The organism is Luteibacter sp. KNZ12-1A, from assembly GCF_056755675.1.
This window is the reverse complement of record NZ_JBPGXU010000004.1, coordinates 30,058-57,005: the sequence shown is the minus strand read 5'-3', so window position 1 is coordinate 57,005 and position 26,948 is coordinate 30,058. Positions and strand designations below refer to the sequence as shown.

Sequence of the window (26,948 nt, the reverse complement as noted above, 5' to 3'; positions counted from 1 at the left end):
TTAATAATGGATCGGTTTAAGTACGTCGACGGCGTCTCGCCATGCGGCGCCTCGATTGAAGGATCCCGTAAACGATGAAGTTCCTGCCGACTCTCGGTCTGGCCGGGTGCTGTCTGTTACTGCACGCATGCATCCTCGCACCCGGCCAGCACATGAAAACCGGGGAGTTGAATGACAAGGAAAGCGCGACAGGCAGCCGCTACCAGCTGGTACCCATCACGCCCAAGCTGATCGCCATGGACCGTGCCAGCACGGTCACGCCCGGTATCGATCCCGCCCTGACATCCTATCGGCCCGATTCCTATCGCATCGGCCCCGGAGATTCGCTCTACATCACCGTATGGGAGCACCCGGAGCTGACGTCGCCCGCGGGCTCGCAACAGCAGACGGCCGCGAACGGCCGCCTGGTGCGCCCCGACGGGACGCTGTTCTACCCGTATGTCGGCCTGCTCCACGCCTCGGGCCTGACCGTGGAAGAACTCCGCATGGCGATCACCGATCGCCTGACCAAGTATGTGGAGAAACCACAGGTCGACATCAGCATCGTCAGCTACGCGAGCCAGAAGGTCACGCTCGGCGGAGCCTTCGTGAAGACCGACCCCCAGGACATCACGGTGACGCCGCTGACGCTCGCGCAAGCGGTAGGCGCCGCTGGCGTCAACGCGCAGCTGGCCGACCTCTCCGATGTCGTGCTACGCCGCGACAACCGCGAATACCACCTCGACCTCGACGCGCTGTCGCATGCGCAGCAGGGTCCGCAGGACATCTACCTGAAGGGTGGCGACAGCATCTACCTGCCCTACAACGACCGCCACGAGGCGTACGTGATCGGCGAGGTGCTGCGTCCACAGGCCATCTCGTTCAAGACCAGCGACCTCAGCCTCACCCAGGCCCTGGGTCGCGCGGGCGGCCTCAACCAGACCAGCGCCAAGGGCAAGGCCGTCTATGTGATCCGCGGTGTCGAGGACATGGAAAAGGCGCCCGCGACCATCTACCAGCTCGACAACACCTCGCCGTCCGCCTTCGCGGTGGCGTCGAAGTTCTCGGTCAAGCCAGGCGACGTCGTCTTCGTCGGGCCCGCCGGGATCACCCGCTGGAACCGTTTCATCAGTCAGCTGCTTCCACTGTCCGGCCTGATCAGCAACGCGGCCAACGCCCAGTACAACCTGGATCGCGATCGCCAGCTTTGACAGAGGCGGCTGGCTCCACATTTTCTTGCTAAACAGGCGATACAAATGAAGGTCACTATTTTCGGCACCGGTTATGTTGGGCTGGTCACGGGCGCCTGCCTCGCGGAAATGGGCAACCATGTGGTTTGCGTCGATGTCGACCAGGCCAAGGTCGATGGGCTTCGCAACGGCGTTATCCCCATCTTCGAACCGGGCCTGGAACCGATCGTCAAACGCAACTATGCGTCGGGCCAGCTGGATTTCACCACCGATCCCGCACCGGCGATCGCACACGGCGAACTCATCTTCATCGCGGTGGGCACGCCGCCGGACGAGGACGGCAGCGCCGACATGAAATACGTGCTGAGCGTGGCGCGCACCATCGGCGAGCACCTCGACCGCTATGCGGTGGTCGTCAACAAGTCCACGGTACCGGTCGGCACGGCCGACCGTGTGCGCAAGGCGATCGATGACGTGTTGGGTGAACGCGGTGCGGCGGTCGATTTCGACGTGGTCTCCAATCCCGAATTCCTGAAGGAAGGCGACGCGGTGGAGGACTGCCTGCGGCCCGACCGCATCGTCGTCGGCTCGTCCAGCGAGCGCGCCGTGGCTCGCCTGCGCAAGTTGTACGCACCCTTCAACCGCAATCACGATCGCATGGTGGTGATGGACGAACGGTCGGCCGAACTGACCAAGTACGCCGCGAACGCGATGCTGGCGACCAAGATCAGCTTCATGAACGAGATCGCCAACATCGCCGAGCGCGTCGGCGCCGATGTCGAACTGGTCCGCCAGGGTATCGGTGCCGACCCACGCATCGGTTACCACTTCATCTACCCGGGCGCCGGCTACGGCGGCTCCTGTTTCCCGAAGGACGTGCAGGCACTGGAACGTATCGCACGTGGCCACGGTTACGACGCGCGCCTGCTCGGCATGGTCGAGGCGGTCAATGCCCAACAGAAGACCCGCCTGTTCGCGCAGATACAGAAACATTTCGATGGCGACGTGGCGGGCAAGACAGTCGCGCTGTGGGGCCTGGCCTTCAAGCCCAACACCGACGACATGCGCGAGGCACCGAGCCGCCGCCTGATGGAAGCGTTGTGGGAAGCCGGCGCCAAGGTGCGCGCCTACGATCCGGAGGCACGCGCGGAAACGACGCGTATCTACGGCGAACGCGACGACCTCGTCCTTTGCGACAACGCGTACGACACCCTGCAAGGCGCCGATGTGCTCGCCCTGGTCACGGAATGGAAAGCCTTCCGCAGCCCGGACTTCGCACGCATCAAGGCCGCGCTGAAAGCCCCGGCGATCTTCGACGGCCGCAATCTTTATGATCCGCGCGTGGTCGAGGACGCCGGCATCGCCTATTACGGCATCGGCCGCGGCCGTTCGCTGCAGCGCTGAAGGGCACGGTGTTCGCGCTGCGATACCTTTCCCTCGGCGGACTGGCTCTGGTGCTGGCGGTTGCAGGTGGCTGTTCGTCCGTATCGCGGGGCAGCCTGGAGGCGGTTCGCCTCGCGTTGCGAGGCGAAAAGGTCGAGCCGACGGCGGCATCGGTCGCCGCCACGCCGTACTTCCAGCTCCAGGTGAATGGGCCGGAGGGCGAGGCCATCCTCGTCCTCGCCAGCACCGGCAACGGGCAACTGGGCTGGTACGGCACCGGCAACGACATCGTGTTCACCCGCGACGGGGTGGTGGTGAAGACCGTCGGCCTGCCGCAGGACCTCGACGATTCGGCCTTCCCTTCCGGCAATCCCTTCGCGACAGGGCTGCAACGGTTGAACGGGCCGCTCGACTACACGCGGCGCATGGACTGGTCGCCAGGTTATCGATACGGCGTGGTCGTGCAGGCCCATCTCGAACCGAAGGCGCTGGAGGACGTGGAGATCCTCGGCACCGTCCGTCATTTGCGCCGCATCGATGAACAACTCAGCGTGCCCGGCCACGGCGCGCACATGACCAACCGGTACTGGGTGGACCCCTCCGACGGCTTCATCTGGAAAAGCAGGCAGTACATCGCTCCTGGCGTTCCGCTCGAGCTGATCCAGTTGCGGCCCTACCGGGAGGATGCGTCGTGAATCGCGCCGCCCGCATGGTTGGCTTGCTGCTGTGCGCCCATGTGCTTCCGCTGATGGCGCAGGCGGCGACGATCCAGGTCATCGCCCAGGGCGCGGTAGGCCAGCCCGGTTCGGCCGCCTATCCTTCCGACGCACGCCTTTCCGCCGTGGCCGTGGCGGCCAAGGTCGATCCGGAGGCGTATATCCTCGGCGCGGCGTGGCTCCAGCCCGCGTTGCGGCGCGACCAGTTGCGCCTTCGCGCCGGGGTCGATTACGAACTCGGCGCCATCCGCCGGCAAGCCCTTGGCAGAGAGGACGTGCCCCTGGCCGAAGCGGCGGCGGCGTTCCAGGCCTGGATCTCCGCGCTACCGATCACCGGTCGCCGCACCGGCGTGACGCTGGACCCCGCCCGGCTCGGGGTGACGCCCGCCGGGGACTGGCCGGTGCACGAGGGCGATACCCTGTTCTATCCGCGGCGCCCCGTGGACATCCGCGTGGTCGGCGCGGTGGACAAGCCATGCCGGCTGCCGCACGTCCCGTTGCAGGATGCGCGGCGTTACCTTGCCGGCTGCCCTGCCTCCGCCGCCGCGGACCCCGACCTGATCTACGTCGTGCAACCCGATGGCGCGGTCTTCGCCCAGAACATCGCCTTGTGGAACCGCGACATTCCGCGACCGCTCGCGCCGGGCGCATGGATCTACGTGCCGTTCGACCGGCATGCGATCGCCGGTGCGGCCGACGAGACCTTCAACCGCGATGTCGCCGATTTCATCGCGACCCAGCTCCTGAGTGACGAGGGTTCGCGGTAATGCGCGCGCCACGCCTGCCACGGCTCGCCGTGCCGCGAACGGCATTGCACGGTTGCTGCCGTGCCGGCTTCGTCCTGTGGGCAGGAGGAGTCACCGCCCTGCATGCGCAAGAGGTTTATACGCAGAGCGACTTCGGTGGCGTCGGCCTGCTGCAGACGCCGACCGCGCGCATGGCGCGCGAAGGCGAATTCAGCTTCGTCCTGAGCCGGACCACGCCGTATACCAACTACAACGTGTCGATGCAGCCGCTGCCGTGGCTGGAGGCTTCCTTCCGTTACACCAATGTCAGCAACCGGCTGTACGGACCGCGTTCGCTCAGTGGAAGCCAGACATACAAGGACAAGTCGATCGACGCGAAGGTAAGGATCTGGGAGGAAAGCCGATGGCTGCCCGCGGTGGCGGTGGGCGCGCGCGACATCGGTGGCACGGGCCTGTTCTCCAGCGAATACGTGGTGACCAGCAAGCGCGCCGGGCCATTCGATTTCAGCCTCGGCCTGGCCTGGGGCTACATGGGGGCACGCGGCGACATCGCCAATCCGCTGAATTTCATCAGCGACCGGTTCGAAACGCGGCCCACCAGCGGCACCGGCACAGGCAAGTTCAGCACCAACAAGTTCTTCCGTGGACGTCCGGGCTTCTTCGGCGGCATCGAGTACCGCTCGCCCTGGCAATGGCTGCTCTTGAAGGCGGAACTCGATGGCAATGACTACAAGCACCAACCGCAGAACAACAATCAACCGCAACGCTGGCCGGTCAACCTGGGCGCCGTGTTCCGCCTGAATCGCAATGTCGACCTGACGCTGGGATACGAGCGCGGCGAGGTGGCGACCGCGGCGATCAACCTGCATAGCAATCTCGCCACCCACGTCGATCCGCCGAAGACGTACGATCCCAAGCCGGAGCCAGTCGCCTTCGAGTCCACGCCGGTCGAAACGCCGCCAGCCAGCCCGGCCTCGGCCAATCCGGTCTCCCCCGACACCCCCACCCATCCAGCGACGCGTACGGCGCCGGAACAGGTCGACTGGCCGGAGGTGGCCACCGCCTTGCGCGACAATGCCGGCATCAACGTCAGCAGCATCGGCCGCCGTGGTTCGGAACTGGTGATCCACGGCCAACAGGATCGGTTCTTCTACAGCGCCGAGGGTGTCGGCCGCGCCACGCGCATCATCGACAACCGCGTGGATCGCAGCATCGACTGGCTCACCGTGGCCAGCGAACGCAACGGCCTGAAGACCGTGGAAACCAGCGTGCACCGGCCGCGTTTCCTCGAACTGCTCGACCATCGCATCGACCTTCCCACGTTCCGCCGTAGCATCGAGCAAGACCCGGTGACGGCGCGCGAGGAAGAAGTGCTCTATCGCGCGCCGCTGAAACGCTTCAGCGGCGGCTTCTCGCTCGGCTACCAGCAGAACCTCGGCGGCCCGGACGCCTTCGTCCTCTACCAGGTTTACGGTGCGGCTTCGGGCACGTTCAATTTCACCCGCAACCTCTGGCTCGACGGTGTCGTCTCGCTCAATCTCTTCGACAACTACGACAAGTTCAAGTACGACGCGCCCAGCAACCTCCCACGCGTGCGCACGAACCTTCGCCAGTACCTCACCAGCTCCGATCTCACCGTGCCGAACTTCCAGCTCACCGGCACGCATCGCCTGGGCCAGGACCTCTACGGCATGGCCTACGCCGGCATGCTGGAGAGCATGTACGGCGGCGCCGGCGGCGAAGTGCTGTACCGTCCCTTCGGCGAACGCTGGGCGGTGGGCGCGGACGTGAACTGGGTGAAGCAGCGCGGCTTCGACCAGGACTTCTCGTTCAGGCGGTACCACATCATCACCGGACAGGCGACCGGTTACCTGGATACCGGCTTCCATAACGTGACCCTGGCGGTAAGCGTGGGCCGCTATCTCGCCGGCGATTGGGGCACCACCATCGACGTGTCGCGCGAGTTCGCCAACGGCGCGCGCATGGGCGCCTACGCCACGATCACCAACAAGTCGGGCAGTGCCGGCTATGGCGAAGGCAGCTTCGACAAGGGCATCTACGTGTCGATCCCGTTCGACATGCTGCTGCCACACTCGTCGCGCAGCCGCGCCACCCTGCTCTGGCAACCGCTGATCCGTGACGGTGGCGCGCGCCTGAACAAGCGTTACACGCTATATACGCTGACCAACGACCTCGACAGCGACCTGTTCGACAAGAACCTTGGCAAGATCAGCGAGTAACTAGAGGTAACGCAACCAACTGTCCACGCCACGGTCGATCAGGCCGTAGACATGTTCATAGGCGGGACGCTGCTGGCGGTACGGGTCGGGAACGTCCCTGCCCTCCACCCAGCGGTCCAGCAGGAACACCTTGCCGCTGACCTCCGGCGCCATCCGGCCGATGGCGGCGACATGGCTTTTCTCCATCGCGAGGATCAGGTCGGCCTGGCGCAGGAGCGCCGTATCCAACTGGCGGGCCCGGTGCGGCTCTCCGTCGATGCCGTGCTCCCGCAACAATTGAAGCGCGGTCTCGTCCATGGGATAGCCCGTCATGGCGCTGAGGCCGGCGCTGCCGATCTGCACGTCGCGGCCTTCGCCCAGGCGGTGGCGCAAGAGGTATTCCGCCGTGGGACTGCGGCAGATGTTGCCCACGCAGGCAATGAGTATTCGCTGGAACATAGACGCCATCATAGACGATGGATACGCTGCACATGAAACGGATCGAACGCGACGCATGACGATATGGACCGCCATCACCAGCTTCGGCGACAGCGCATTGCTGCTGCCGTTGATCGCATGGATCGCGATCTGCCTGCTGCTGCCCACGCCAGGATGGCGCGACGCACGCCGCTGGGTGATCGCCGCGGCGGTATGCGGAGGTGGCGTGATGCTTTCCAAGCTGCTTTTCATGGCCTGGGGCATCGGGCCTCCCGGACTGAACTACACCGGCTTCAGCGGACACACGGCACTCGCCATCCTGGTATGGCCCAGCCTCGCGGGCGTCCTTTCCCTGGGCGGCACACGGCGACAGCGCCTGTCCATGATCGCGCTCGGTGCATGCATGGGCGCGGCCGTCGCTGTCTCGCGCCTGGTGTTGAAAGTGCACAGCCCGTCGGAAGTCTGGTTGGGCGCGATCCTCGGCACCGCCGTGGTCACCTGGTTCCTGCGCGGACTGACGTTTCGCGGCACCCCCGCCAGGTCCGCCGATCCGTGGCGCCTCGCCCTGCTCGGCGGCGGCGCCCTGGCGATCGGCCTGACCTGCTATGGCCGCGTGTTTCCCTCGCAGCACGTGTTGCAGGACATCGCGCTATGGCTGAGCGGCCATCCGAACGTGTTCACGCGGCGCGTGGGGCTGGGGTGATCGCCCAGCCCCACCCGGGTCACGATTTCCGGTTCATCAGCCCAGACGGGCGATGGCTTCGGCGACACCCGCTCCATAGGCAGGGTGGCACATGGTGCAGTTGTCGATGTGGCGCTGGACTACCGGCTGTGACGCGCCCTTTATGGCTCGCGCCGTGTTGTCGAACAGGCGTCGCCTCTCTTCAGGCGAGAATAATTCAAAGAGCTTTCGCGGCTGGCTGAAGTAATCGGTGTCCTCGCGGTGATTCCACCGTTTGGCCACCGCATCGCCAAGGTCAAGCGGCGGCTCGGAGAAGTCCGGCTGCGCCTGTAACGTTCCCTTGCTGTTGGGAGAGTAATGCGCCGACCTCCCACCATTGCCGTCCAGGCGCATGGCGCCGTCCCGATGGTAGCTATGGACCGGGCACTTTGGCGCATTGACCGGAATCTGCCCGTAGTTCACCCCAAGGCGATATCGCTGAGTATCACCGTACGAAAACAGGCGCCCCTGCAGCATCTTGTCCGGGGAAAAGCCGATGCCCGGGACAATCACGGCCGGCGCGAACGCTGCCTGCTCGATGTCCTGGAAGTAATTCTCCGGATTCCGGTTGAGCTCGAAATAGCCCACTTCAAGAAGTGGATAGTCGCCATGTGGCCAGACCTTGGTCAGGTCGAACGGGTTGTAAGGAGTGCCGGCTGCTTCCGCCTCCGGCATGATCTGGACGTAGAGCGTCCATCTTGGAAAGTCCCCGCGCTCGACGGCTTCGAACAAGTCGCGCTGGTTGCTCTCTCGATCCTTCCCCACGACCTGACCCGCCTCGTCATCCGTGAGGTTCTCTATGCCCTGCTGGGTCTTGAACGTGAACTTTACCCAGAACCGTTCGTTGCTCGCGTTGATGAAGCTGTAGGTGTGGGAGCCGAAGCCGTGCATATGGCGAAACGACTTCGGAACGCCCCGGTCGCTCATGACGATGGTCACCTGATGCAATGCTTCAGGAAGAAGCGTCCAGTAATCCCAGTTGTTCTCCGCACTGCGCATGCCCGTTCGCGGATCGCGCTTGACGGCGTGGTTCAGGTCAGGGAACTTCAGCGGATCCCTGATGAAAAACACCGGCGTGTTGTTGCCCACCAGGTCCCAGTTTCCTTCCTCGGTGTAAAATTTCAGTGCGAAACCGCGGATGTCGCGTTCGGCATCCGCCGCACCACGCTCACCGGCCACGGTCGAAAAGCGGGCCATCATCTCGGTCTTCTTGCCCACTTCCGAGAAAATCCGCGCCCGCGTGTACTTCGTGATGTCATGGGTGACGGTGAAGGTGCCGAAAGCACCCGCGCCCTTGGCGTGCATACGCCGCTCCGGGATCACTTCGCGATCGAAGTGGGCGAGTTTTTCGAGAAACCAGACGTCTTGCAGAAGGGCCGGACCGCGGGGGCCGGCGGTCATGGTGTTGTCGTCGTCGGCGACGGGCGCGCCAAACGCGGTGGTCAGCTTGCTCATGAATGGGACCTTGGTACATTGAGGGGAAGCCGCGCGAACAGCGGCCGTGATGGACGATAGGCGCGCCACTGCTACATGGGAAATACATATTTCCGAAGCTAACCATAGGAACAAACTATGGATTGCGCGCCCTTGCTCAACCTTGCAACTACAAACTCAACGAAGTTCAGGCAGGAACGGGGCCGCCGCGACCGCACTTTGGTCGGCAGGGCTAAGCAGCGCGTTCGTCGTGGTGCCACCAATGTAGCGTTCGTGGATCTTCCAGCCGTCCGCAGTACGGCGAAGGCGGTCCATCATGGGTGAATAGAGCCAGATGCCGGGAAGGCCGTTCTGTCGTTCCACCATCTGGCCGGCGCCAAGTGCGCGTGCGTCTTCCGGTTCCACGTAACGGACCAGCAGGTTCTGGTACCGGACAACGACCCCGTCCCCATCGTTGTCGACGATATGGTTGCCTGCGACACGCGCAACGCCGGCAATGAGGTACGGGTAATCGTGTTCGAAGAAGTGGCGGATGCCTGCGTGGTTGCGGATGGTTCCATGGAAATGGAAGGCAACCGCGTCGGGGGTGAACGCGTCGATCATCGACTCGACGTCCCAGGTTTCGAACCACCAGTTGACGCGGTTGACGAAATCAACCGCACTGGCGCGATCCGCTTCGGCAACCGGGCCCTGCGGGGCGATTCTCGGAAATGGTTTCATCTTCATGACTTGTGTAATTACACATATTTAGTTCAAAGAAACTCAGCGAATGCCGGCTAGATCCAACATGTCGTTGCGAACACCGGTGGCACGCCTCTTGCCCGACACACGCTCGAACTCGTCCTGGGCATTCTTCCAGGCCACTTTCGCTTCGGCATGAAGCCTTTTGCCCGATGAGGTCAGCGAGTAGTGGATGCCCCGCTTGCCTTCGATGGAGACCGCCTGAACATAGCCACCATCGAGCAGCGGCTTGATACCCCTGACGGTCGTCGTCCGCTCCATGACCATCTCGTCGGCCAGCTCCATGATGGAAATCCCGGGTGTGCGTTCGACGAGCGCGATGATCGAAAACTGGGAAATGGAAAGTCCCACCTTGCCCAAATGCCGGTCGTACAGACGTGATGTATGGCGCGCGAGGCGTCGAGCGGCGAGGCAGTGGCAAAGATCGGGGCCGGTAGGATTCTTCATGGCCATATGATTGTGTGCATATACACATATGTCAAGAGAAACCGCTATCGAAAGATCGAATATTAAGCGTATGATCGTAATTTAAACATCCGCGACAGGAATGCGCCCGTGCTCCTCCCCACGTCATTTCCCGGTGTCGGCAGTATCACCACCGCCGTCGGCATCCCGCTTGAACGCATCGAAACCCCTGTTCCCACGCCCGGAGTCGATGAGGTGCTTATCGAGGTACATGCGAGCTCGCTCAACCCCCTCGAACGAAAGCTGGCTGACATCAATTTCCTCAATCGTGTCGTCCCCTCCCCGCTCGGATTCGATGCGGCAGGCGTGGTGGTCGCCGCTGGTCCGGGCGTCGCGGAATTTTCCGTCGGCGACAGGGTCATGGCCATGCTCGATCCGACCCGTGAAGGATGCTGGGCAGACCGATCCGTCGGTTATGCACTTGCCCGGACCTGGCTCGTGGTCAAGATACCGGACGCGATGAGCATCGAAGACGCGGGCATGCTCCCTGTCGCTTTTCTAGCTGCCTGGGAAGGGTTGCACGGCCACGTGCAACCGGATGACACCGTCTTCATCCCAGGTGGCGGCGGTGGTGTTGGACACCTCGCCATACAGATTGCCGCCAGCGCCCTGGGCGCAGGCGTCGTCATCACGAGTACGGGCCGCGAAGAATCGACCGCCCTCGCGCGGGCCGGCGGCGCATCGGAAGTCCTCGATTACCGCGAAGACCACCTGACCGCTCGTGTTCTCGACCTCACCGGTGGCCAGGGTGTCGATGTGGTCTTCGATTCAACCTACAGCGAAACGAGCTTCGTCCAGAGTGCCCGCGCCGTGCGACCCGGCGGGAAATGGATCGTTCTCGGCGTCGGCCCAGGCAAGACGACAAGGGTCGCGGAAACACAGAGCCCGGTGGGTGACATCCTCGCGAGCAAGGGTGCCTCGCACATCAATGCCAATGTCCTTCGCTACTTCACCGACAAGGCATTCGCCTCTGCAGCCGTCCGCGAGCACCTGACCGATGGACTACGTCACGCCGTTCGCTGGTATGAGCAAGGGAAAGTCCGCCCGCATGCAGGAGCCAGGGTGCGGGGAACGGTCGGTGACATCGACCGAGCCCTATCAGCCCTCCACTCGGGAGGGCGAACCACCGGAAAGGCGTCGGTGCTGTTCGGACCGACGGCCTGAGCGCGTTACGGGATGAGGCCTGCCCTCTGGTAGGCCTCGATCGCACGGTCGTAAAGGGCAATATCGTCGAATCCGCGTGAGACCAGCTGCGCACCCTCGACCGCCGCGTAGATGGCGAGTGCCCGCGCCCCTGCGTTCTTCTCGGCGGGATCTTTTGTTGCTTGAAGCGCCTTGGTCAGCCATTCGATGTTGGCCTCGGAAAACCGGACCACTTCCTCCTGAACTTCGGGCGGCAGCTCGCCACGTTCGGCGGCCATGACGCCGCACATGCACATGCGGTTCCCGTTGGCCAGCGCGCCCCGAAAGACATCCGTGTAGCGCCGCATGAAGGTGGACGAATCCACTCCCTCATCGATGAGGGAACCAAGGTACGCACTCATCTCCGCCGTGTACTGGCGCGCCAGTTCAGCCCCGAGAGCGCCCTTCGTCGGGAAGTGGTAATGGACGCTCGCGCTCTTGATGCCGACGGCCGTCGCTATGTCCCGAAAGCTCAGGGCGGCATACCCATTGGCCTGCACCATCCCGCGGGCGACGGCGAGGATGGATTGGCGAGTGTCGGCGTTCATGATGGGACTCTCCAGCTTGTTTACCTATCGATTGATAGGGGTTGACAGTCCGAATTGCAAGTCGCACCATCTATCTATCCATAGATAGGTGAATCCATGAAGATCCATGACATCCCCGGCTTTCCCAATCCCCTGCGCGTCCGCGTCGCCCTGGCAGCCAAGGGTCTCCTCGACAAGGTCGACTTCATCCCGGTGGACCTCCCCGGCGCGGAGCACAAGCGGCCTCCGTTCCTGGCCATCAATCCGACCGGCACCGTGCCGGTTCTCGAGCTTGATGACGGCACATACATTTCCGAATGCACGGCCATCACCGAGTACCTAGACAACCTCGACGGCAACCCGATCCTGACCGGAAAAACCGCGCTCGAAAAGGCGGTGGTCCACATGATGCAAAAGCGAGCCGAGTCCGAACTCATCGACGCCATCGGTATCTACTTCCACCACGCGACCCCCGGCCTGGGCGAAGCCTTGCAGCCGTATAAGCACCCCGAATGGGAAGGTCGCACCTACTGGGGTGAGATGCACCGCGAAAAGGCGCTGGCGGGCATGCACTACTTCGATAGTGTCCTGCAAAAGAAGGCATACGTCGCCGGAGATTTCTTTTCGATGGCCGACGCCACCGTCCTCGGCGGGCTGCTATTTGCCTACTACGCCAACATTCCGGTCCCCCCGGCGCTGACGGCGCTCCTCGAATGGAAAGAGCGGGTCGACCAGCTGCCAGCCGTGATCCACGCCTCCGCCTGACGTCCCCGTCCAAGGAAAAAAGGCACGACCCGCGAGGGCCGTGCCTTTTTCGTGCCCAACGATTTGCCGCGCCCAGCCATACATAGACCCGGCTCGTCGGGAACCGGGTCTTGCACATTCACACCGTTTCGGTCGGCGCGTGGTCGATCGCCGGCACGGCCGTCGGGTCGATGTCCGGGTCGGGCCGGATGCGAAACCAGATCGCATAAAGCGCCGGGAGGAACAACAGGGTCAGCACCGTTCCACCGATGGTCCCGCCAATCAGCGTGAACGCCAGCGAGCCCCAGAAGACGGAGAACGTCAGCGGGATGAAGGCGAGCACGGCCGCAAGCGCCGTCAGGATGACAGGACGGGCGCGTTGTACGGTCGCTTCGACCACGGCGTGGTAGGGATCGAGGCCCTGGCGTTGATTGGTATGAATCTGCCCGATGAGGATGAGTGTGTTACGCATGATGATGCCCGCCAGGCCGATAAGCCCGAGGATGGCGTTGAAGCCGAACGGCTGGTGAAAAAAGATGAGCGTGGGCACCACGCCGACCAGGGCCAGCGGAGCCGTCGCCAGAATCATCAACATGCCCGAGATGGACCGCACCTCGAAGACGATGACCACCATCATCAGCAAGAGCATCAGCGGGAACACGGCTACCAGTGCCTTGTTCGCCTTGCCGGCTTCCTCGAGCGCCGCAGCCGTATCGATGTGGTAACCGGCCGGCAACGTGTCGACCATCGGCTTCAGATCCCTGATCAGCTGCATCGACACATCCGGCGGCTGGAACTCCTCGCCGATATCGCCACGCACGGTGATCGTCGTCATGCGGTCGCGCCTGCGAAGAATGGGATCTTCCATTCGCACCTCGCTGTGACCGATCTGGTCGAGCGGAATACGCTTGCCCGAAGACGACACGAGGCTGAATCCCTGAAGCAGCGCCGGATCGAGACGCTCGTCGCCTGAGCTCCGGGCCACGACGTCGACCGAGCGGATGTCTTCGCGTACCCGCGTGACCGTCGCACCGGTAAGGAAAAATTGCAGCTGGCTCGCGGCATCCTGCGACGTCAACCCGAGGGCATTGAGACGGTCCTGGTCGAGCACGAAATGGACCGTCGGCACACGCTCACCCCAGTCGGTGTTTACCGTGCGCATCGCCGGGTTCTTGAGCATGACGTTTTTCACGTCGGCAGCAATGCTGCGCACTTTTTCCTCGTCCGGGCCGGAAACACGGAAAGCGACCGGGAACGGCGAATACGGGCCGAAGACGATCTGGGTTGCACGGACACGCGCTTCGGATGCGAGCCCATTCTGCGCAGCCTCCCACACCCGCCGTTTGAGAACGTCACGGGTTTGTTCGTTGTCCGTCAGCACAACGATCTTGGCGAACGACGGGTCCGGAAGCTCGGGTGCGATGGCAAGGTAAAAGCGTGGCGCGCCCTGCCCGATGTAGCTGGTGACGATCTTGGCTTCGGGCTGCTTGCGAAGCCAGGCCTCGACCTCGGTCACCGCCTTCGTCGTCGCGTTGATCGAGCTTCCTTCGGGCAACTGGATTTCGATGAGCACTTCGGGACGGTCGGATGCCGGGAAGAACTGGTTCTTGACAAAGCCCATGCCGAAGACGGCAACGATGAACAATCCCACCGTCGAGCCTGCGATAAACCATTTGCCACGGACCGCCCATGCGATGAGGCCTCGAAGCTTCCTGTACCTCGGCGTGCCATAAATAGCCGCATGCCCACCGTGCACCGGCTTGATGTCCGGCAGCAGCTTGACGCCGAGATAGGGCGTGAACACCACGGCGACGAGCCAGGAAGTGAGCAGCGAGAACATCACCACCCAGAAAATGTTGCCGGCGTATTCACCGGCGCTCGACTTTGCAAAACCCACCGGCATGAGCCCGATGGCCGTCACCAGCGTACCCGCGAGCATCGGCGCCGCGGTGTGCCCCCAGGCATAGGTTGCCGCCGTCACCCGGTCACGCCCTTCTTCCATCTTCACCACGATGGTCTCGATGATGATGATCGCGTCGTCGACCAGAAGACCAAGCGACAGGATGAGCGCACCGAGGGTGATTCGATCGAAGTCACGCCCGGTCGCGAGCATGATGACGAAGACGCCCGCAAGAGTCAGGGGAACGGCAGCGGCGACCACGATGCCGACACGAAAGCCGAGACTCACGAGGCTGACGGCGATGACCACGGCGAGTGCGACGAAGAACTTGAGCATGAACTCGTCGTACGCTTCGGCGATGTTGACCGCCTGGTCGGTGATTTTCGTAAATGACAGCCCAACCGGCAATTCGCGGGCGATGTCGGCCGCCTCGTGCTCGAGTGCCTTGCCGAGTTCCAGGCCGTTGTAACGATCTTTCATCACCACGCCAAGGACGATCGCCGGTTCGCCCTGGTTGCGGATGAGGAAGGTGGCGGGGTCTTCGTAACCGCGCCGGACGGTCGCAATGTCCGACAAACGAAGCGCGCGCCCATTGCTCACCACGGGCGTCTGCGCGATACGGTCAAGCGAATCGAACGCGCCATCGAGGCGAACGACAACCTGGGGGCCCGCCGTGTCGATCGAACCGGCAGGGGTCAACAGGTTCTGGGCGTTGAGCGCGGAGAACACGGCGGACGGGGCGATACCGAGAGTAGCCAGGCGCTCGTGCGAGAACTCGACGTAGATGCGTTCGGGCCGTTCGCCGATGATGTTGACCTTCTTCACGCCGGCCACGTGCAAGAGCCTCTGGCGGAGCGTCTCGGCCTCACGGACCAGCGCGCGGTGTGGTTCACCTTTTGCCTTCAATGCATAGAGCGCGAAAGTCACATCGGCGTATTCGTCGTTGACCAAGGGGCCGATAACGCCCGGGGGCAGTTTTGCCGCCTCGTCACCGAGCTTCTTTCTCGCCTGGTAAAACTCCTCGGGCACGTCGGCGGGCGGCGTGTCATCCCGCAGCGTCAACGTGGTGAAGGCGAGCCCTGGCCTGGTGAAGGTCTCGCTGCGGTCGTACCACTTAAGCTCCTGGAGGCGTTTTTCCAGTGGCTCCGCGACCTGGTCTTGCATCTCGCGGGCCGTGGCGCCCGGCCAGGCGGTAACAACCGTGAGGACCTTGACGGTAAAGCTCGGATCCTCGGCGCGGCCCAGGTGCAGGAACGCAAACAGCCCGGCAAAGGAAATGGCGACAATCAAAAACAAGGTCACCGAACGCTCGCGCACCGCGAGCGCCGAGAGATTGAACCCGCTCATCGTGCGGCCCCCGCGACATCCGCACCGCCCTTGCCACCCGGCGTCACCGCGGACTTGGTTGCATCCGCGCCGGACACGTCGAGCACGCGCACCCGCTCGCCCTCGTGGAGTTGGTGGGCACCGAGTGCGACGAAACGATCACCGGGGGCGAGGCCCGATGCCACCGACGCGGTCTCATCGCCCACACCCGAGAGACGGACAGGCTTCCAGCTGACCGCGTGGCTCTTGCCGTCGATAATCCAAACACCCGGCCCCTTGCCGGCGTCATAAACAGCTGCGAGCGGAATTTCGATGGTGCCCTCGCCCGACTGATTGAGGCGAATCACCACCGTGGCACCAAGCGGCGCGTTGGCGGCGTCCCCCTCGAGCACGAAACGTGCTTCGAACGTACGAGTAGCCGCATCGGCCGACTCGGAAAGTTGGCGCAGACGTGCCTGACCACCCTGCCCGGTCGAGCCGAAGATCATCGCACTCGCCGTCGAACCGATTTTCGGGCGCACCGTCTCGGGCAGGTCGACGAGCGCCTCCCGCGGACCGGCATGGGCCAGACGAACCACCACCTGTCCCGCCGTCACCACCTGGCCGGGTTCGGCCAGGGTATCCACCACCGTCCCGTCGGCGTCTGCCGTGAGAACCGAGTAGCCGGCTTCATTGCTCGACACGCGCGCCTGGGCTTCTGCCTCCTTTAGCCTTGCAGCGGCCGCTTCTGACGCCGCCTTCGCCTGGTCATAAGCCGAGGCCGACACCGCGCCGGCACTGACAAGACCCCGAAAGCGCTTCTCGTCTGCCGCCGTTTGCAGCGCTTGCGCGCGCGCGCCTTCGACCGCCTGCCTCGCAGCCATGTCGGCCAGCGCAAGATCGGTCCTGTCCAGGCGCATCAGGGGCTGGCCTGCTTGGACCACCTGCCCGGTGTCGACCAGGCGCTCGACAATCTTGCCGGGCACGCGAAATCCAAGGTTGCTCTGTACCCGGGCTGAGACCACACCCGTATAGGCGCGACTCACCAGCTGCGCGGCACTCGCCGTCTGCGAACGCACAAGAGGAGCTTCAAGCCTCGGATCCGCCTGACTCTGAGAGCAGGCGGACAGGACAACGGCGACGACGGGGGTCAGGACAAGAGGAACCCGGTGCCGAAAGGCGGCGTGCAACATGATGGCTTCCGAAAGAAACAGGGAGCATCAGTGTTGGTGTCTATTGACCGTTTTGTCAATTGGTCACTTCAAAATTAAGGAGCGAGGCTCCTGAGGACCAATCCCACGACAACCTCCAGACCCGCAGGGGCCCCGTCGAGATCGAGCTGGAGCATCACGGGATTCGTAAACGGCGACGTGGCAAGCCAGATGCCGGAGCAGACATCGTCGATGGGTGTCTTCTTCTCGAAAGCACCCGCGTCCCGCCCCTCCTGGACCAGCGTGGTCAGGCGTGTGAGGAGCATTTTGGTGTAATGCCGCGAGCTTCCCCATTGTTCCGCGCAGGAGTGGGAGACGATGTCGTAAAGCTGCCGATCGTTGAAAAACTGTTCGAGGCTCTGTTTGAGAATTTCGCGAAAAAAGGCACGGAGACGCTCATTTGGGCCATCCGCCGCCTCGACCGCTGCTTCGACGGCCAACAGTTGCCCCGTGAGGCAGCGAGCACAAATCGCCTCACCGATGGCTTGCTTCGAGTCGAAGAATTTGTAGATGTATGCCTTCGAAAAACCGATGGCCTTGGCCAGGTCCGACACTGTCGTCTTGGCATAACCGAACCGGCTGAAATACTCGTCGGCGGCTTCGATGATCTGATCCCGCACCGATACCGAGGCGAGTGAATCTGGAATGAGGGTGGGCGCTGTACGGGTCATGTGGTGACAGTACAACCCCGGCCGCCTCCTTGACAACGAGTGACCATTTCGTAATATGGTCACACTTAATCGTCAGGGCTCACTCATGCCATCCCTTCCCCGGCTTGCACTTGCCGCGTCCCTTGCGGCGGCCCTGCAAGCGTGTGCCGTCGGCCCTGATTACAGGAAGCCCCCCTCCATCGACCCGACGACCGAATTTCATTCGGCAGCGGCAGCTTCCATCCGAACCGGGCAGGCCGCCGATACCACACGGTGGTGGAACTCGTTCGGCGAACCTACCCTTGCCGCACTCGTGGAACGTGCCATGCAGGTCAACCTCGATCTCGCCCGCGCCGAGGCCCGCATCCTCCAGGCCCGCGCGGGAGTTACGAGTGCGACCGCGTCGCTCGCACCAAGTGGCGCCATCGATGCCTCCGGCGGCCGCGCGAAGCAGTCTCTCGAGACGCCACTCGGGCGTGTGCTCAACAGCACTCCGGGCTTCGACCGATATGGCAGCCTCTACGAAGGTGACGTCTCGGTGGGTTGGGACATCGACATCTTCGGAGGACGCAGGCGCGAACGCGAGAGTGCCCTTGCCAGCTACCAGGCGGCCAGAGCCGAGGGCATCGCCGTCCGTCTCGCCGTCCAGGCCGAGGTCGCGCGCACCTATGTCACTGTTCGCGAACTTCAAGGCCGCCTCGCTGTGGCCAGGGACCAGGTCAAGGTGCAGGAGCGCCTGACATCGACCATACGCATGCAGTTCGACGCGGGTGTCGCCCCCGAGCTCCAGCTACGCCAGGCCGAAGGCGTCCTCGCGCAAGTGAGCGCGACCGTCCCCGACCTCGAATCGAGCCTTGAAGCCACGGGCAACGCGCTCGACGTCTTGCTCGGGCAAGAACCCGGCACGGCACTTCGTGAGCTTCCTGCCAATGCCCCGGTGCCCACGCCTCCCCACATCGACACCATGGATGGCCCGGCAGGGTTGCTGCGCCGTCGACCGGACATCATCGCCGCCGAAAGGCAACTCGCCGCGACCCATGCGAACATTGGCGTGGCAATCGCGGAGTACTACCCCTCGTTTTCGCTCTCGGCGCTAGCCGGCACCGCAACGACCACGGCGGGCCACCAGTTCACGGGACCCGCGAACCAGGCGTCGGCCCTGCTTGGCCTGCACTGGCGATTGTTCGATTTCGGCCATATCGACGCGGATATCAAACGGGCGAAGGGCGCCGATGCCGAAGCGCTCGCCAATTACCGGCTCATGGTCCTCCACGCCAGCGAGGAAGTCGAAGACAGCCTGACGGAACTGGTCAAGCGCGAAGCCCAGGCACAGATCCTCGCCGGCGGCGAAGATGCGCTCACAAAGGCACAAACGGCATCTCGAAAGGCCTTCGAAGGTGGCGCGGTGAGCATCATCGAGGTGCTCGATGCCGATACGCGCCTCCTTGCCACACGAGACGCCCGCGTTCGGGCGAACGCGGCCGCCACCCGTGCCGCGATCTCATCGTTCCGCGCACTGGGCGGCGGTTGGGACGCGCCGTCCGTGAAGGCCCCCTGATCTACCGACAGAGCCTGCACCCTGTCCGGGATGCGGGCTGCAAGTCGATCAATCTTGAAGCGGAATATCCCCGCGCGCCGACACCAGCCGCAGGAAGGCCTCACGCTGATACCGGCTCATGCGCAGCTTCTGGCCCGTATCCATCGTCACCACGTGATGCCCGTTGAACCAGGGATGGATGGCCTGTACCCGCCGCACGTTGATGATGGCGGAGCGGTGCACCCGGGCGAAGTGCTTCGGGTCCAGCCGCTCGGCCAGGGTCGCCATCGTCTCGCGCATCTCGTGCACGCCGTTCATCAGGTGGATCTCGACCGCGTTGCCGTTGGCCTTGATCCAGACGATGTCGTCGACATCGATGAAGGTCACCTGGTCGCGCGTGCGGACGGGGATGCGGTCGAGGTAGCCCTCGCGTCGGCGCAGCGCTTCCAGCACCTGCTGGATGGCTTCGCCACTCGCGGCTCCCGTGCCGGCCGCAGCGGGCGTGGCCAGTCGCGTCTTCACCCGCTGCAGCGTCTGCACGAAGCGGTCGCGGCTGAAGGGCTTGACCAGGTAATCCACGGCGTTGGCCTCGAAGGCGCGCACCGCGTAGTTCTCGAAGGCGGTGACGAACACCGTGGCCGGCATCCTCGCCGGGCCGATCGCGGCCACCACGTCCATGCCGTCCATGCCCGGCATCTGGATGTCGAGGAAAACCACGTCCGGCGAATGTTCGCGGATCGCCTGCACCGCCGAAACCCCATCACCGTACTCGCCCGCCACCTGGACCTGTGGATCGTCGGCCAGCAGGCGAACGATGGCGCGCCGTGCGATCGGCTCGTCATCCACGACGAGGACGGCGATGGTCATACCGTGTCGATCTCCGGCGAATCGTCCAGGTCTTCGATACGCCGGAATGGTACATGGATACGGCAGGCGACGCCTTCGGGCCAGAGCATGTCGAGACGTACCTGCCCCGCATCGCCGTACAGTTCGTACAGGCGCAACTGCGTGTTCGAAAGCCCTACTCCATGGCCCTTGCGCGCACGGCCTCCTTCGCCGTTCTCCAGGGTGCTGTTGCGGTTGCGCACCTCGATGCAGAGGCGATCGCCCTCGCGGCGGCTCTCGATCTCGATGATGTCGGTGCCTACCCGCTCGCTGATCCCGTGATGGATGGCGTTCTCCACGATGGGTTGCAGGATCAGGCTCGGCACCGCGCAGTCCAGGGTGTCCGGCGCGACGTAGATCCGCACGGTCAGGCGATCCTTGAAGCGCATGGCCTGGATGCCGAGGTAGAGGTCCAGCAGCACGAGTTCGCGTCGCAGGCTCACTTCCTGGCCGTCGTAATCCTCGAGAAAAGCGCGCAGGAGATCGCTCAGGCGCAACAGCATGTCCTCCGCGGACAACGTGTCCTCCTTGAGCAGGGTAGCGATCGCGTGCAAGGTGTTGAACAGGAAATGTGGTTGCAGCTGCGACTTCAGCGACTGCAAGCGCGACTGGGCCAGTTCGGTGGCCATGCGGCTCGCTTCCATCTCGCGACGATTCTTTTCCTCGCGGAACTGCAACGCCTGCTGGATGGCGAACAACGACCAGTAGGTGAGCAAGCCGGTGGCGAAGTGCTGGCCGAGAAATTGCCGGAACTGCTCCGCGAAGGAGCTGGGTTCGAATGGCGTGGAGATCACGGCGCCGATGAAGAGCGACAGTAGCGTGACGCCAATGCTTGCCGCGATGGGAAGGAAGAGGTCGCGCCGGCGGGCGACACCGATGACGGGGTATCTCGACGCCAACTGGAATACCCAGGGCGCCAGGGCCGCCCAGGTGTACCACTGGATCATCGACCAGCGCAGGTAATCGATGGCATCCCAGGTGTGTCCGGACAGGGCGTCGTGTTGATAACGCTGCACGGCGAAGACGACGACCACGACCGTCCACAGGCCGATATAGCGCCTCCATCCGATGTCGGTCGTGCCGAGGCGAAGCTTCATCACAGGATATCCGAGGAAAGAACGAGGGCATCTTAGGCACAGCGTCGGGCGAGGGAGAAGCATTCCTTTCGCCACCTACGATTCGCCACGGCCCTCCTACGATTCGTCCCGGATGCGTTGTCCGGGTGGCCCGCGCGAGGGCCAGATAGGGGCGTCATCGACCGACTCAGGAGAGTCCCATGTCATCGATCCGCGCCGCCATCGCCGTCCTCGCCCTTGCCACTGTCGCGTCCACCGCGAGCCTTGCCGGAGACCTCACGAGGCTGCCGGTGGAGAAGCGCGAGGTGAGCCTGTTCACCGTGGTCAACGCCACCTTCGACAGCGTGACCGGACTGGCCACGGCGCCGGTGAATTCCCAGGCATTCGAGGATGCCAAGCTCGGTGCCGCCCTGCCCGGCGGCCTCACCTCCGCCACGGTACGGCTCCCGCCGGGCGACTGCCTGCGCGACGTGCGCGTGACCTTCCGGGATGGACACAGCCAGGTCTTCCCTGGCGTGGACGTGTGCCGGTCGCACGGCCTGCGGCTGGGTACGCAACCGACCTAGGTGCGTACCCAGCGGGTGGCGGCTACGCTAGCGGACCTTCCTGGAACCGCCGGCGCCCGATGACACGACCCGATCCCCAGAGCGACGCCGGCCAATGGCTCGACCGATTGCTCGAAGCGCGTGCCGCCGAGGCGCAGGCGGCCCGCGACACGGCGCTGGCCGCCGACGAGTTGCGCCGATACCAGAAGTTCGCCCGGCCAGGACAGCCTTCGGCGCACATCGTGCAGCTTCGGCAGAAGCAGGCGGCGGCGCGCCAGGCCAGTGCGCGTTCGCGGCAGGCCTTCCTCAAGGCCGCTATGGAATTCGTGCGCACCGCCGGCCTCACCCCACCGCCCAGGACATCGCTCGATGCCTTCGTCAGCGCGTGGATCGACACCCACGTGACCAACGCTGGCGAGTGATGCGGTCCGCCGTCATACCCGCCAGAGCGTCCGCGCCTCCTCGGCGATGACGCCCGGAAACTCTTCCGGAAAAAACAGCTTCCCCTCCGGAACGGTACGGATGCCGGTCGATCCCTGGAACGTGCGATCGAGATAGCGGGCATCCGCCAGCGAAAATATCGTGTCGCTCGCACCCCAGACCATGCGAACCGGAACCTTGCTCTGCTTCAGGCGAGCCTCGATGCCGGCGAGCGGGTTGGGCTCCAGGGCGAGGTGGAAGGCGTGGTATTGCATCCTGCGCAAGGGTGAACCGACCAGCGGCTCCACGTAATAATCGATGGTGTCGTCGGCCAGTCCGGCCGGATCGTGATAGACCGCCGCGCCGAAGGTCGAGCGTGCGAGTTGGCGGTCGATAAGCCATTTCGCCGTCGCATCCGCGAGTGTCCCCGCACGGGCCATCTCGATGACGGGCTTGACCCCGGCCGGCGGACTGTCCGGCTCCACGTCGCCGTTGGTCAGCAACATCGTGTGCACGCGGGCGGGATAGCGGAGCAGGAACAACTGCGCGACAGCCACGCCGCTATCGCTGGCCACGATATCCACCGCCGAAACCGACAGGCGATCGAGCAGCGCGGCCAGCATCGAGACCTGGGCATCGGCCGCGAGCGATTGATGCTCGCCGACCTCCGAATATCCCAGGCCCATGAAGTCGGGCGCGATGCAACGCCGATACGGCGACAGGCGAGCCATCGCACCGCGCCACTGGAACCCATTGAGGGGTGCACCGTGGAGGAACAACGCCGCCTTGCCCCTGCCCTTTTCCACGTACGCGATCCTCCCTTGCGGCACGTCGGCGAACCGGCGTGCCGCTGCGAACTCGCGGGCGCTCATCGATAGTCCACCCTCCAGGTGGGTTGTTGCAGCGCCCACGCGCGTCATGTGCCCGGCGAGCATGCCCGCTGCCACCACCACGCCACTCGCTTTCAAGAACGCTCTACGCCTCATCACGCACTCCCGTTGGTTGGATAGCCGCATGCTTCCATGGCGTCCCGCGCATCGCGCGCACGAAAGGATGGTCGCGGACACGGGAGGATGATTCCGGCACTTGCAAGCGGCCCCCGGGCGTAGAACGATCCGCCCATGAGCGAGCGTCCCGCCTGCTATCCAGCCCCGCCCGCACCGCTGTTGTCCGGCGGCGCCACGCGGCTGCCCCTGCTCGACGTTCTCACCTCACCGGTGCCCGTGGGTCGCTTCGATTCACCCATGGACGACCGTCACGTGCTCTGCCTGCACCTGGGTGATCCGGTGCCCGTGTCGTATCGCGTCGCCCACGGCGAACGCCGGGGTACGCGCATCCATGGCCAGTTCTGCGTCGTCCCTTCTCGCTTCAGTACGCGATGGACGCTGACCCGGCCGGCCACGTCCCTGCTGCTGCGCCTGAGTCCGGAACTACTGAAAGAGACGGCGGAAACGATGGGTGTCGTTTCCACGGATGCCAGCCTCGCGCCTTCCATCCATATACGTGACCCGCAGATCGAGCGCATCGGATGGATGATGCAGGCGGAAGATCACGATGCCTATCCGGGCGGGCGTCTGTTCGCCGATAGCCTCGCCACCGCCCTGGCGGTGCGGCTGCTGGCGTTGCAAAGCCGGCCGAGGCCGACGGCGGGACGCAAGGCCCGGGCCCTGCCCGCATGGCGCCTGCGACACGTGATCGAGTACATCGATGCCCACCTCGACGAAGACCTGACCCTGGCCGAGCTGGCTGCCGTGGCGGAATTCAGCGTGTCGCACTTCAAGCCGCTGTTCAAGGAAGCGGCAGGCATGCCGGTACATCGTTTCGTGCTGGAACGCCGCGTCGAACACGCGCGCCTCCGCTTGCTCGACGGGACACGAAGCATCACCCAGGTGGCGATCGAAACCGGCTTCAGCCATCCGAGCCACATGGCGCGTTGCATGCGCCGCGTGCTTGGAGTGAGCCCCGGACAGCTTGTCGAAGCAAGACGGTAAGCCGCCCCGCCCGCGCCTCAACGCGCGGGGCAATCGTCCCGGCTGTTGTCGGCGATGCCGGAAATCAGCCAGCGGCCATCCATGCGCACCAGGTTCACCGCATCCGTGCCGCAATGCTTGACCTGCCCGTTCACGAGGAAATCGTAGGGTGCCCAGACGATGGCGATGTCACCGTCGATACGCACCAGCGGATCGTAGATACGTTCCTCGATGCGATCCTTGCCCGGCTTGATGTGGTTGGCGAAATCGGCAAGGGTCATGCGCACGACCTTGCCCTTGCGCAGCAAGGCCACGCTGCCCTCCGGCTGCACGGCGGCCAGCATGGCCGCGCTATCGTACTTCGCCATGCCATCGAACAAGGCCTGGACGGGCGCCAGGACCGCGGCCTCTTCCTTGGTGGCGGCGTGAGCCGGCAGCGCGGCGAAACCCGCGAGCACCGTCATGGCGGCGACCAGTGACCCAAGCTTCATGCGATTCCCCTGTCTTCAGGACGTACGCCATCCTAAGCCGGATCGGGGGCCGGGGCGTATGTGTCAGTGGTCACGCTTTCATCGGCTTGACGGCAATACGCGTACAGTCGGGGCCATATCCCTTCTGGCAGCCCTATGACCCTGGACGACTCCACCTGCCGGACGATCTTCCTGGCTTCGTGCCTCATGATGGCGCCGCCGGGCGCCGCGGTGGAACGTTACGTCGGCACGGCTTACCGCGCCGGGGCCACGACGCCCCTCTATCGCGAGGTGCACCTGGTGGACACCTCGCGCCACACGGTCCTGTTCGAATGCCTCGATGGCAAGGCCTTCGCCAGGAAGGAGCTCGACATGCGGGGCGGTTCCCCTCAGCCGGACTATTCCTTCGTGGATGCCCGCACCGGCTACGAGGAAGGCGTGGCACGTGAAGGGGCCACGCGCGTGGCCTATGTACGCCGGCCCGGAGGCCAGCGGGTGGAACGGCCATTGCCGGACAAGGGCGACGCCGTGATCGATGCCGGCTTCGACACCTTCCTGCGCACCCATTGGGACACGGTCGTGCAACGCGGCGCCACGGTGGCCTTCCTGCTCACCTCGCGCGGCCGGTTCATGCCGATCCACATCTCCGCCGACGAACCACGCGACGGCGACCGCCAGCTCACCCTGAAGCTGGATGCCTGGTACGCCTTCGTGGCCCCTTCCATCCTGGTGACCTATGGCGAAGCCGACCGGCGCCTGCGTCGCTACGAAGGGCCGGGCAACATCCGCGATGGCCGTGGCAAGCCGATTCCCGTGCGGATCGAGTTTCCACCGTCAGAACGGCGGAGCGGGGTCGCGGGCAACCCCATCGACGAGGCCTTGAGCGCACCGTTGGACGGCCGCTGCGCGAGTTGAGTGGCAGGCAGGATACAAATTCACAATCCGTGTGCGGGGCGGGATGCTAAACCACCGTATTGGCCTCGCCACCTGCCCCCACTCCGGAGTACTACCCATGTCCCATCCCACGCTGGACGCCGCCTTCATCGCAAACCAGAAGCAGCGCTTGCTCGACCTTCGCCAGCAGCTGATCGAGGTAGGCGATGCCGCCGGTGACGACGAGCAGCGGTGGCAGGCGGCGGCAGGCGGAGAGCCGCAGGACGAAGGAGACGATGGCGACCGTTTCGCGCAACAGGCCAACGACGAAGCCGTGTTGTCGCACAACGAAGCCCGGCTGGTCGCGATCGACCGTGCGCTGGAGAAGATCGACGAGGGCACCTATGGCCTGTCCGACGGCAGCGGCGACCCGATCCCGCGCGATCGCCTGGAGGCGGTCCCGGAGAGCTGCTACACCGTAGAGGAATCGAACGACCGCGAACGCGCCGCACGACGCGGCTAAAAAAAGCACGACCGTCCTATCGTGCCCCGCCGGGTCCCCTGAGAATGGCCGAGGGCCACCCAGGAGACAGACCCGTGACCGAATCGAATCAATCAGCGCTCGATCCCAAGCGCCGCAACTTTGTCCTCAACGCGGGCACGCTCGCCGCGGGCACCCTCGTCGGCGCCGGCGCGATGACCGCCTCGGCCCCCGCGGTCGCCGCGCCCACGTCATCATCCACTGGCAAGAAGGAAAGCTCGATGTCTTTCATCACCACTAAAGACGGCACCCAGATCTATTACAAGGATTGGGGCAAGGGCCAGCCGATCGTGTTCCATCATGGCTGGCCGCTGAGCTCGGACGACTGGGACGCGCAGATGCTGTTCTTCCTCAACGAGGGGTTCCGCGTCATCGCGCACGACCGCCGTGGCCATGGTCGCTCGACGCAGACCGCCACCGGCAACGAGATGGACACGTATGCCGCCGACGTCGCCGCCCTCACCGAACACCTCGACCTCAAGAATGCCATCCACATCGGCCATTCCACCGGCGGTGGCGAAGTGGCGCGCTATGTCGCCCGTCATGGCAAGGGCCGCGTGGCCAAGGCCGTGCTGGTGAGCGCCGTGCCGCCGATCATGGTCAAGACCCCGGCCAACCCGGGTGGCCTGGACATTTCGGTGTTCGACGGCCTGCGCCAGCAGCTGGCCGCCAACCGTGCGCAGTTCTACCGCGAAGTGCCGATTCCCTTCTACGGCTTCAACCGCCCCGGCGTGAAGACGATCGAAGGCGTGGTCGACAACTGGTGGCGCCAGGGTATGATCGGCGGGGCCAAGGCTCACTACGACTGCATCAAGGCCTTCTCGGAAACCGACTTCACCGAAGACCTCAAGGCGATTGACGTGCCGACCCTCGTCCTGCACGGCGACGATGACCAGATCGTCCCTTACGCCGATGCCGGCGTGCTGTCCGCCAAGCTGCTCAAGAACAGCGAGCTGAAGATCTACAAGGGTTACCCGCACGGCATGCTGACCGTCCATGCGGACGAGCTGAACAAGGACATCCTCGCCTTCATCAAGAAGGCTTGATGTGTGGTTGCCGCAACGGGTTTGGCCGTTGCGG

The 26,948-nt window shown here is 64.3% G+C and carries 27 protein-coding genes; 15 read left to right on the top strand and 12 right to left on the bottom strand.

Annotated features, from left to right (window positions below; all coding sequences use genetic code 11):
• Positions 1-74: 74 nt before the first annotated feature.
• From ACR9ZJ_RS01975 to ACR9ZJ_RS01955, 5 genes are read left to right on the top strand one after another with little or no spacing between them, the layout of a single operon-like run.
• Complete coding sequence (locus ACR9ZJ_RS01975; RefSeq protein WP_481280486.1) at positions 75-1,190, top strand: polysaccharide biosynthesis/export family protein; 1,116 nt, start codon at positions 75-77, stop codon at positions 1,188-1,190.
• A 45-nt stretch (positions 1,191-1,235) separates the two neighbouring features.
• Positions 1,236-2,573, top strand: a complete 1,338-nt coding sequence (locus tag ACR9ZJ_RS01970; protein WP_481286708.1) for a UDP-glucose dehydrogenase family protein — start codon at positions 1,236-1,238, stop codon at positions 2,571-2,573.
• 8 nt (positions 2,574-2,581) lie between these two features.
• Positions 2,582-3,247, top strand: coding sequence for a YjbF family lipoprotein (locus ACR9ZJ_RS01965; RefSeq protein WP_481280488.1), 666 nt, complete (start codon positions 2,582-2,584; stop codon positions 3,245-3,247).
• Positions 3,244-4,035, top strand: a complete 792-nt coding sequence (locus tag ACR9ZJ_RS01960; RefSeq protein ID WP_481286707.1) for a capsule biosynthesis GfcC family protein — start codon at positions 3,244-3,246, stop codon at positions 4,033-4,035. The genes ACR9ZJ_RS01965 and ACR9ZJ_RS01960 overlap by 4 nt, the downstream gene beginning before the upstream one ends.
• Positions 4,035-6,254, top strand: a complete 2,220-nt coding sequence (locus ACR9ZJ_RS01955; protein ID WP_481286706.1) for a YjbH domain-containing protein — start codon at positions 4,035-4,037, stop codon at positions 6,252-6,254. The genes ACR9ZJ_RS01960 and ACR9ZJ_RS01955 overlap by 1 nt, the downstream gene beginning before the upstream one ends.
• Here ACR9ZJ_RS01955 and ACR9ZJ_RS01950 read toward each other — a convergent pair whose 3' ends face one another.
• On the bottom strand, positions 6,255-6,692 hold the full coding sequence (locus ACR9ZJ_RS01950) for a low molecular weight protein-tyrosine-phosphatase (protein ID WP_481280491.1): 438 nt from the start codon (positions 6,690-6,692) through the stop codon (positions 6,255-6,257).
• 55 nt (positions 6,693-6,747) lie between these two features.
• Between ACR9ZJ_RS01950 and ACR9ZJ_RS01945 the strand changes: the two genes are divergently transcribed.
• The gene (locus ACR9ZJ_RS01945; RefSeq protein ID WP_481286705.1) at positions 6,748-7,374 is read left to right on the top strand and encodes a phosphatase PAP2 family protein; all 627 of its coding nucleotides are present in this window, start codon (positions 6,748-6,750) and stop codon (positions 7,372-7,374) included.
• A 36-nt stretch (positions 7,375-7,410) separates the two neighbouring features.
• Here the strand turns inward: ACR9ZJ_RS01945 and ACR9ZJ_RS01940 are convergent, their stop codons facing one another.
• The 3 genes from ACR9ZJ_RS01940 to ACR9ZJ_RS01930 form a co-directional block, all read right to left on the bottom strand.
• Positions 7,411-8,847: a catalase gene (locus ACR9ZJ_RS01940; RefSeq protein ID WP_481286704.1), complete on the bottom strand. Its 1,437-nt coding sequence runs from the start codon at positions 8,845-8,847 to the stop codon at positions 7,411-7,413.
• Between the two features lie 156 nt (positions 8,848-9,003).
• Entirely contained in the window at positions 9,004-9,552 is a 549-nt protein-coding gene (locus tag ACR9ZJ_RS01935; RefSeq protein ID WP_481286703.1) for a nuclear transport factor 2 family protein, read from the bottom strand.
• 36 nt (positions 9,553-9,588) lie between these two features.
• Positions 9,589-10,014, bottom strand: a complete 426-nt coding sequence (locus ACR9ZJ_RS01930) for a MarR family winged helix-turn-helix transcriptional regulator (protein WP_481286702.1) — start codon at positions 10,012-10,014, stop codon at positions 9,589-9,591.
• A 108-nt stretch (positions 10,015-10,122) separates the two neighbouring features.
• Between ACR9ZJ_RS01930 and ACR9ZJ_RS01925 the strand changes: the two genes are divergently transcribed.
• Positions 10,123-11,196, top strand: coding sequence for a quinone oxidoreductase family protein (locus ACR9ZJ_RS01925; protein WP_481286701.1), 1,074 nt, complete (start codon positions 10,123-10,125; stop codon positions 11,194-11,196).
• Between the two features lie 5 nt (positions 11,197-11,201).
• On the opposite strand, the gene ACR9ZJ_RS01920 is transcribed toward ACR9ZJ_RS01925, so the two are convergent.
• Complete coding sequence (locus ACR9ZJ_RS01920; protein WP_481286700.1) at positions 11,202-11,762, bottom strand: TetR/AcrR family transcriptional regulator; 561 nt, start codon at positions 11,760-11,762, stop codon at positions 11,202-11,204.
• Between the two features lie 96 nt (positions 11,763-11,858).
• Between ACR9ZJ_RS01920 and ACR9ZJ_RS01915 the strand changes: the two genes are divergently transcribed.
• Positions 11,859-12,506, top strand: coding sequence for a glutathione S-transferase (locus ACR9ZJ_RS01915; RefSeq protein WP_481286699.1), 648 nt, complete (start codon positions 11,859-11,861; stop codon positions 12,504-12,506).
• A 118-nt stretch (positions 12,507-12,624) separates the two neighbouring features.
• Here ACR9ZJ_RS01915 and ACR9ZJ_RS01910 read toward each other — a convergent pair whose 3' ends face one another.
• From ACR9ZJ_RS01910 to ACR9ZJ_RS01900, 3 genes are all read right to left on the bottom strand, one after another.
• Entirely contained in the window at positions 12,625-15,732 is a 3,108-nt protein-coding gene (locus ACR9ZJ_RS01910) for an efflux RND transporter permease subunit (RefSeq protein ID WP_481286698.1), read from the bottom strand.
• Positions 15,729-16,883, bottom strand: coding sequence for an efflux RND transporter periplasmic adaptor subunit (locus ACR9ZJ_RS01905; RefSeq protein ID WP_481286697.1), 1,155 nt, complete (start codon positions 16,881-16,883; stop codon positions 15,729-15,731). The genes ACR9ZJ_RS01910 and ACR9ZJ_RS01905 overlap by 4 nt, the downstream gene beginning before the upstream one ends.
• A gap of 74 nt (positions 16,884-16,957) precedes the next feature.
• Positions 16,958-17,572, bottom strand: coding sequence for a TetR/AcrR family transcriptional regulator (locus ACR9ZJ_RS01900; RefSeq protein WP_481286696.1), 615 nt, complete (start codon positions 17,570-17,572; stop codon positions 16,958-16,960).
• 55 nt (positions 17,573-17,627) lie between these two features.
• Between ACR9ZJ_RS01900 and ACR9ZJ_RS01895 the strand changes: the two genes are divergently transcribed.
• On the top strand, positions 17,628-19,109 hold the full coding sequence (locus ACR9ZJ_RS01895; protein WP_481286695.1) for an efflux transporter outer membrane subunit: 1,482 nt from the start codon (positions 17,628-17,630) through the stop codon (positions 19,107-19,109).
• Between the two features lie 48 nt (positions 19,110-19,157).
• Here ACR9ZJ_RS01895 and ACR9ZJ_RS01890 read toward each other — a convergent pair whose 3' ends face one another.
• Positions 19,158-19,955: a LytR/AlgR family response regulator transcription factor gene (locus ACR9ZJ_RS01890; protein WP_481286694.1), complete on the bottom strand. Its 798-nt coding sequence runs from the start codon at positions 19,953-19,955 to the stop codon at positions 19,158-19,160.
• The gene (locus ACR9ZJ_RS01885) at positions 19,952-21,070 is read right to left on the bottom strand and encodes a sensor histidine kinase (RefSeq protein WP_481286693.1); all 1,119 of its coding nucleotides are present in this window, start codon (positions 21,068-21,070) and stop codon (positions 19,952-19,954) included. The genes ACR9ZJ_RS01890 and ACR9ZJ_RS01885 overlap by 4 nt, the downstream gene beginning before the upstream one ends.
• Positions 21,071-21,249: 179 nt before the next feature.
• Between ACR9ZJ_RS01885 and ACR9ZJ_RS01880 the strand changes: the two genes are divergently transcribed.
• The gene (locus tag ACR9ZJ_RS01880; protein WP_481286692.1) at positions 21,250-21,615 is read left to right on the top strand and encodes a hypothetical protein; all 366 of its coding nucleotides are present in this window, start codon (positions 21,250-21,252) and stop codon (positions 21,613-21,615) included.
• A 59-nt stretch (positions 21,616-21,674) separates the two neighbouring features.
• Positions 21,675-22,016 carry a hypothetical protein gene (locus tag ACR9ZJ_RS01875; protein WP_481286691.1) on the top strand — a complete coding sequence of 114 codons (342 nt, stop codon included), beginning with the start codon at positions 21,675-21,677 and terminating at the stop codon, positions 22,014-22,016.
• Positions 22,017-22,028: 12 nt separating this feature from the next.
• Here the strand turns inward: ACR9ZJ_RS01875 and ACR9ZJ_RS01870 are convergent, their stop codons facing one another.
• Positions 22,029-23,000: an alpha/beta fold hydrolase gene (locus tag ACR9ZJ_RS01870; RefSeq protein WP_481286690.1), complete on the bottom strand. Its 972-nt coding sequence runs from the start codon at positions 22,998-23,000 to the stop codon at positions 22,029-22,031.
• 135 nt (positions 23,001-23,135) lie between these two features.
• On the opposite strand from ACR9ZJ_RS01870, the gene ACR9ZJ_RS01865 reads away from it, so the two are divergent.
• Positions 23,136-24,005 carry a helix-turn-helix domain-containing protein gene (locus ACR9ZJ_RS01865; RefSeq protein ID WP_481286689.1) on the top strand — a complete coding sequence of 290 codons (870 nt, stop codon included), beginning with the start codon at positions 23,136-23,138 and terminating at the stop codon, positions 24,003-24,005.
• Positions 24,006-24,022: 17 nt separating this feature from the next.
• Here the strand turns inward: ACR9ZJ_RS01865 and ACR9ZJ_RS01860 are convergent, their stop codons facing one another.
• Entirely contained in the window at positions 24,023-24,475 is a 453-nt protein-coding gene (locus tag ACR9ZJ_RS01860) for a nuclear transport factor 2 family protein (RefSeq protein WP_481280502.1), read from the bottom strand.
• A gap of 135 nt (positions 24,476-24,610) precedes the next feature.
• Between ACR9ZJ_RS01860 and ACR9ZJ_RS01855 the strand changes: the two genes are divergently transcribed.
• From ACR9ZJ_RS01855 to ACR9ZJ_RS01845, 3 genes are all read left to right on the top strand, one after another.
• On the top strand, positions 24,611-25,369 hold the full coding sequence (locus ACR9ZJ_RS01855; protein WP_481286688.1) for a hypothetical protein: 759 nt from the start codon (positions 24,611-24,613) through the stop codon (positions 25,367-25,369).
• Positions 25,370-25,466: 97 nt separating this feature from the next.
• A complete protein-coding gene (locus ACR9ZJ_RS01850) occupies positions 25,467-25,850 on the top strand; it encodes a TraR/DksA family transcriptional regulator (protein ID WP_481286687.1) in 384 nt (127 codons plus the stop codon).
• Positions 25,851-26,089: 239 nt separating this feature from the next.
• A complete protein-coding gene (locus tag ACR9ZJ_RS01845; protein ID WP_481286744.1) occupies positions 26,090-26,914 on the top strand; it encodes an alpha/beta fold hydrolase in 825 nt (274 codons plus the stop codon).
• Positions 26,915-26,948: the final 34 nt, after the last annotated feature.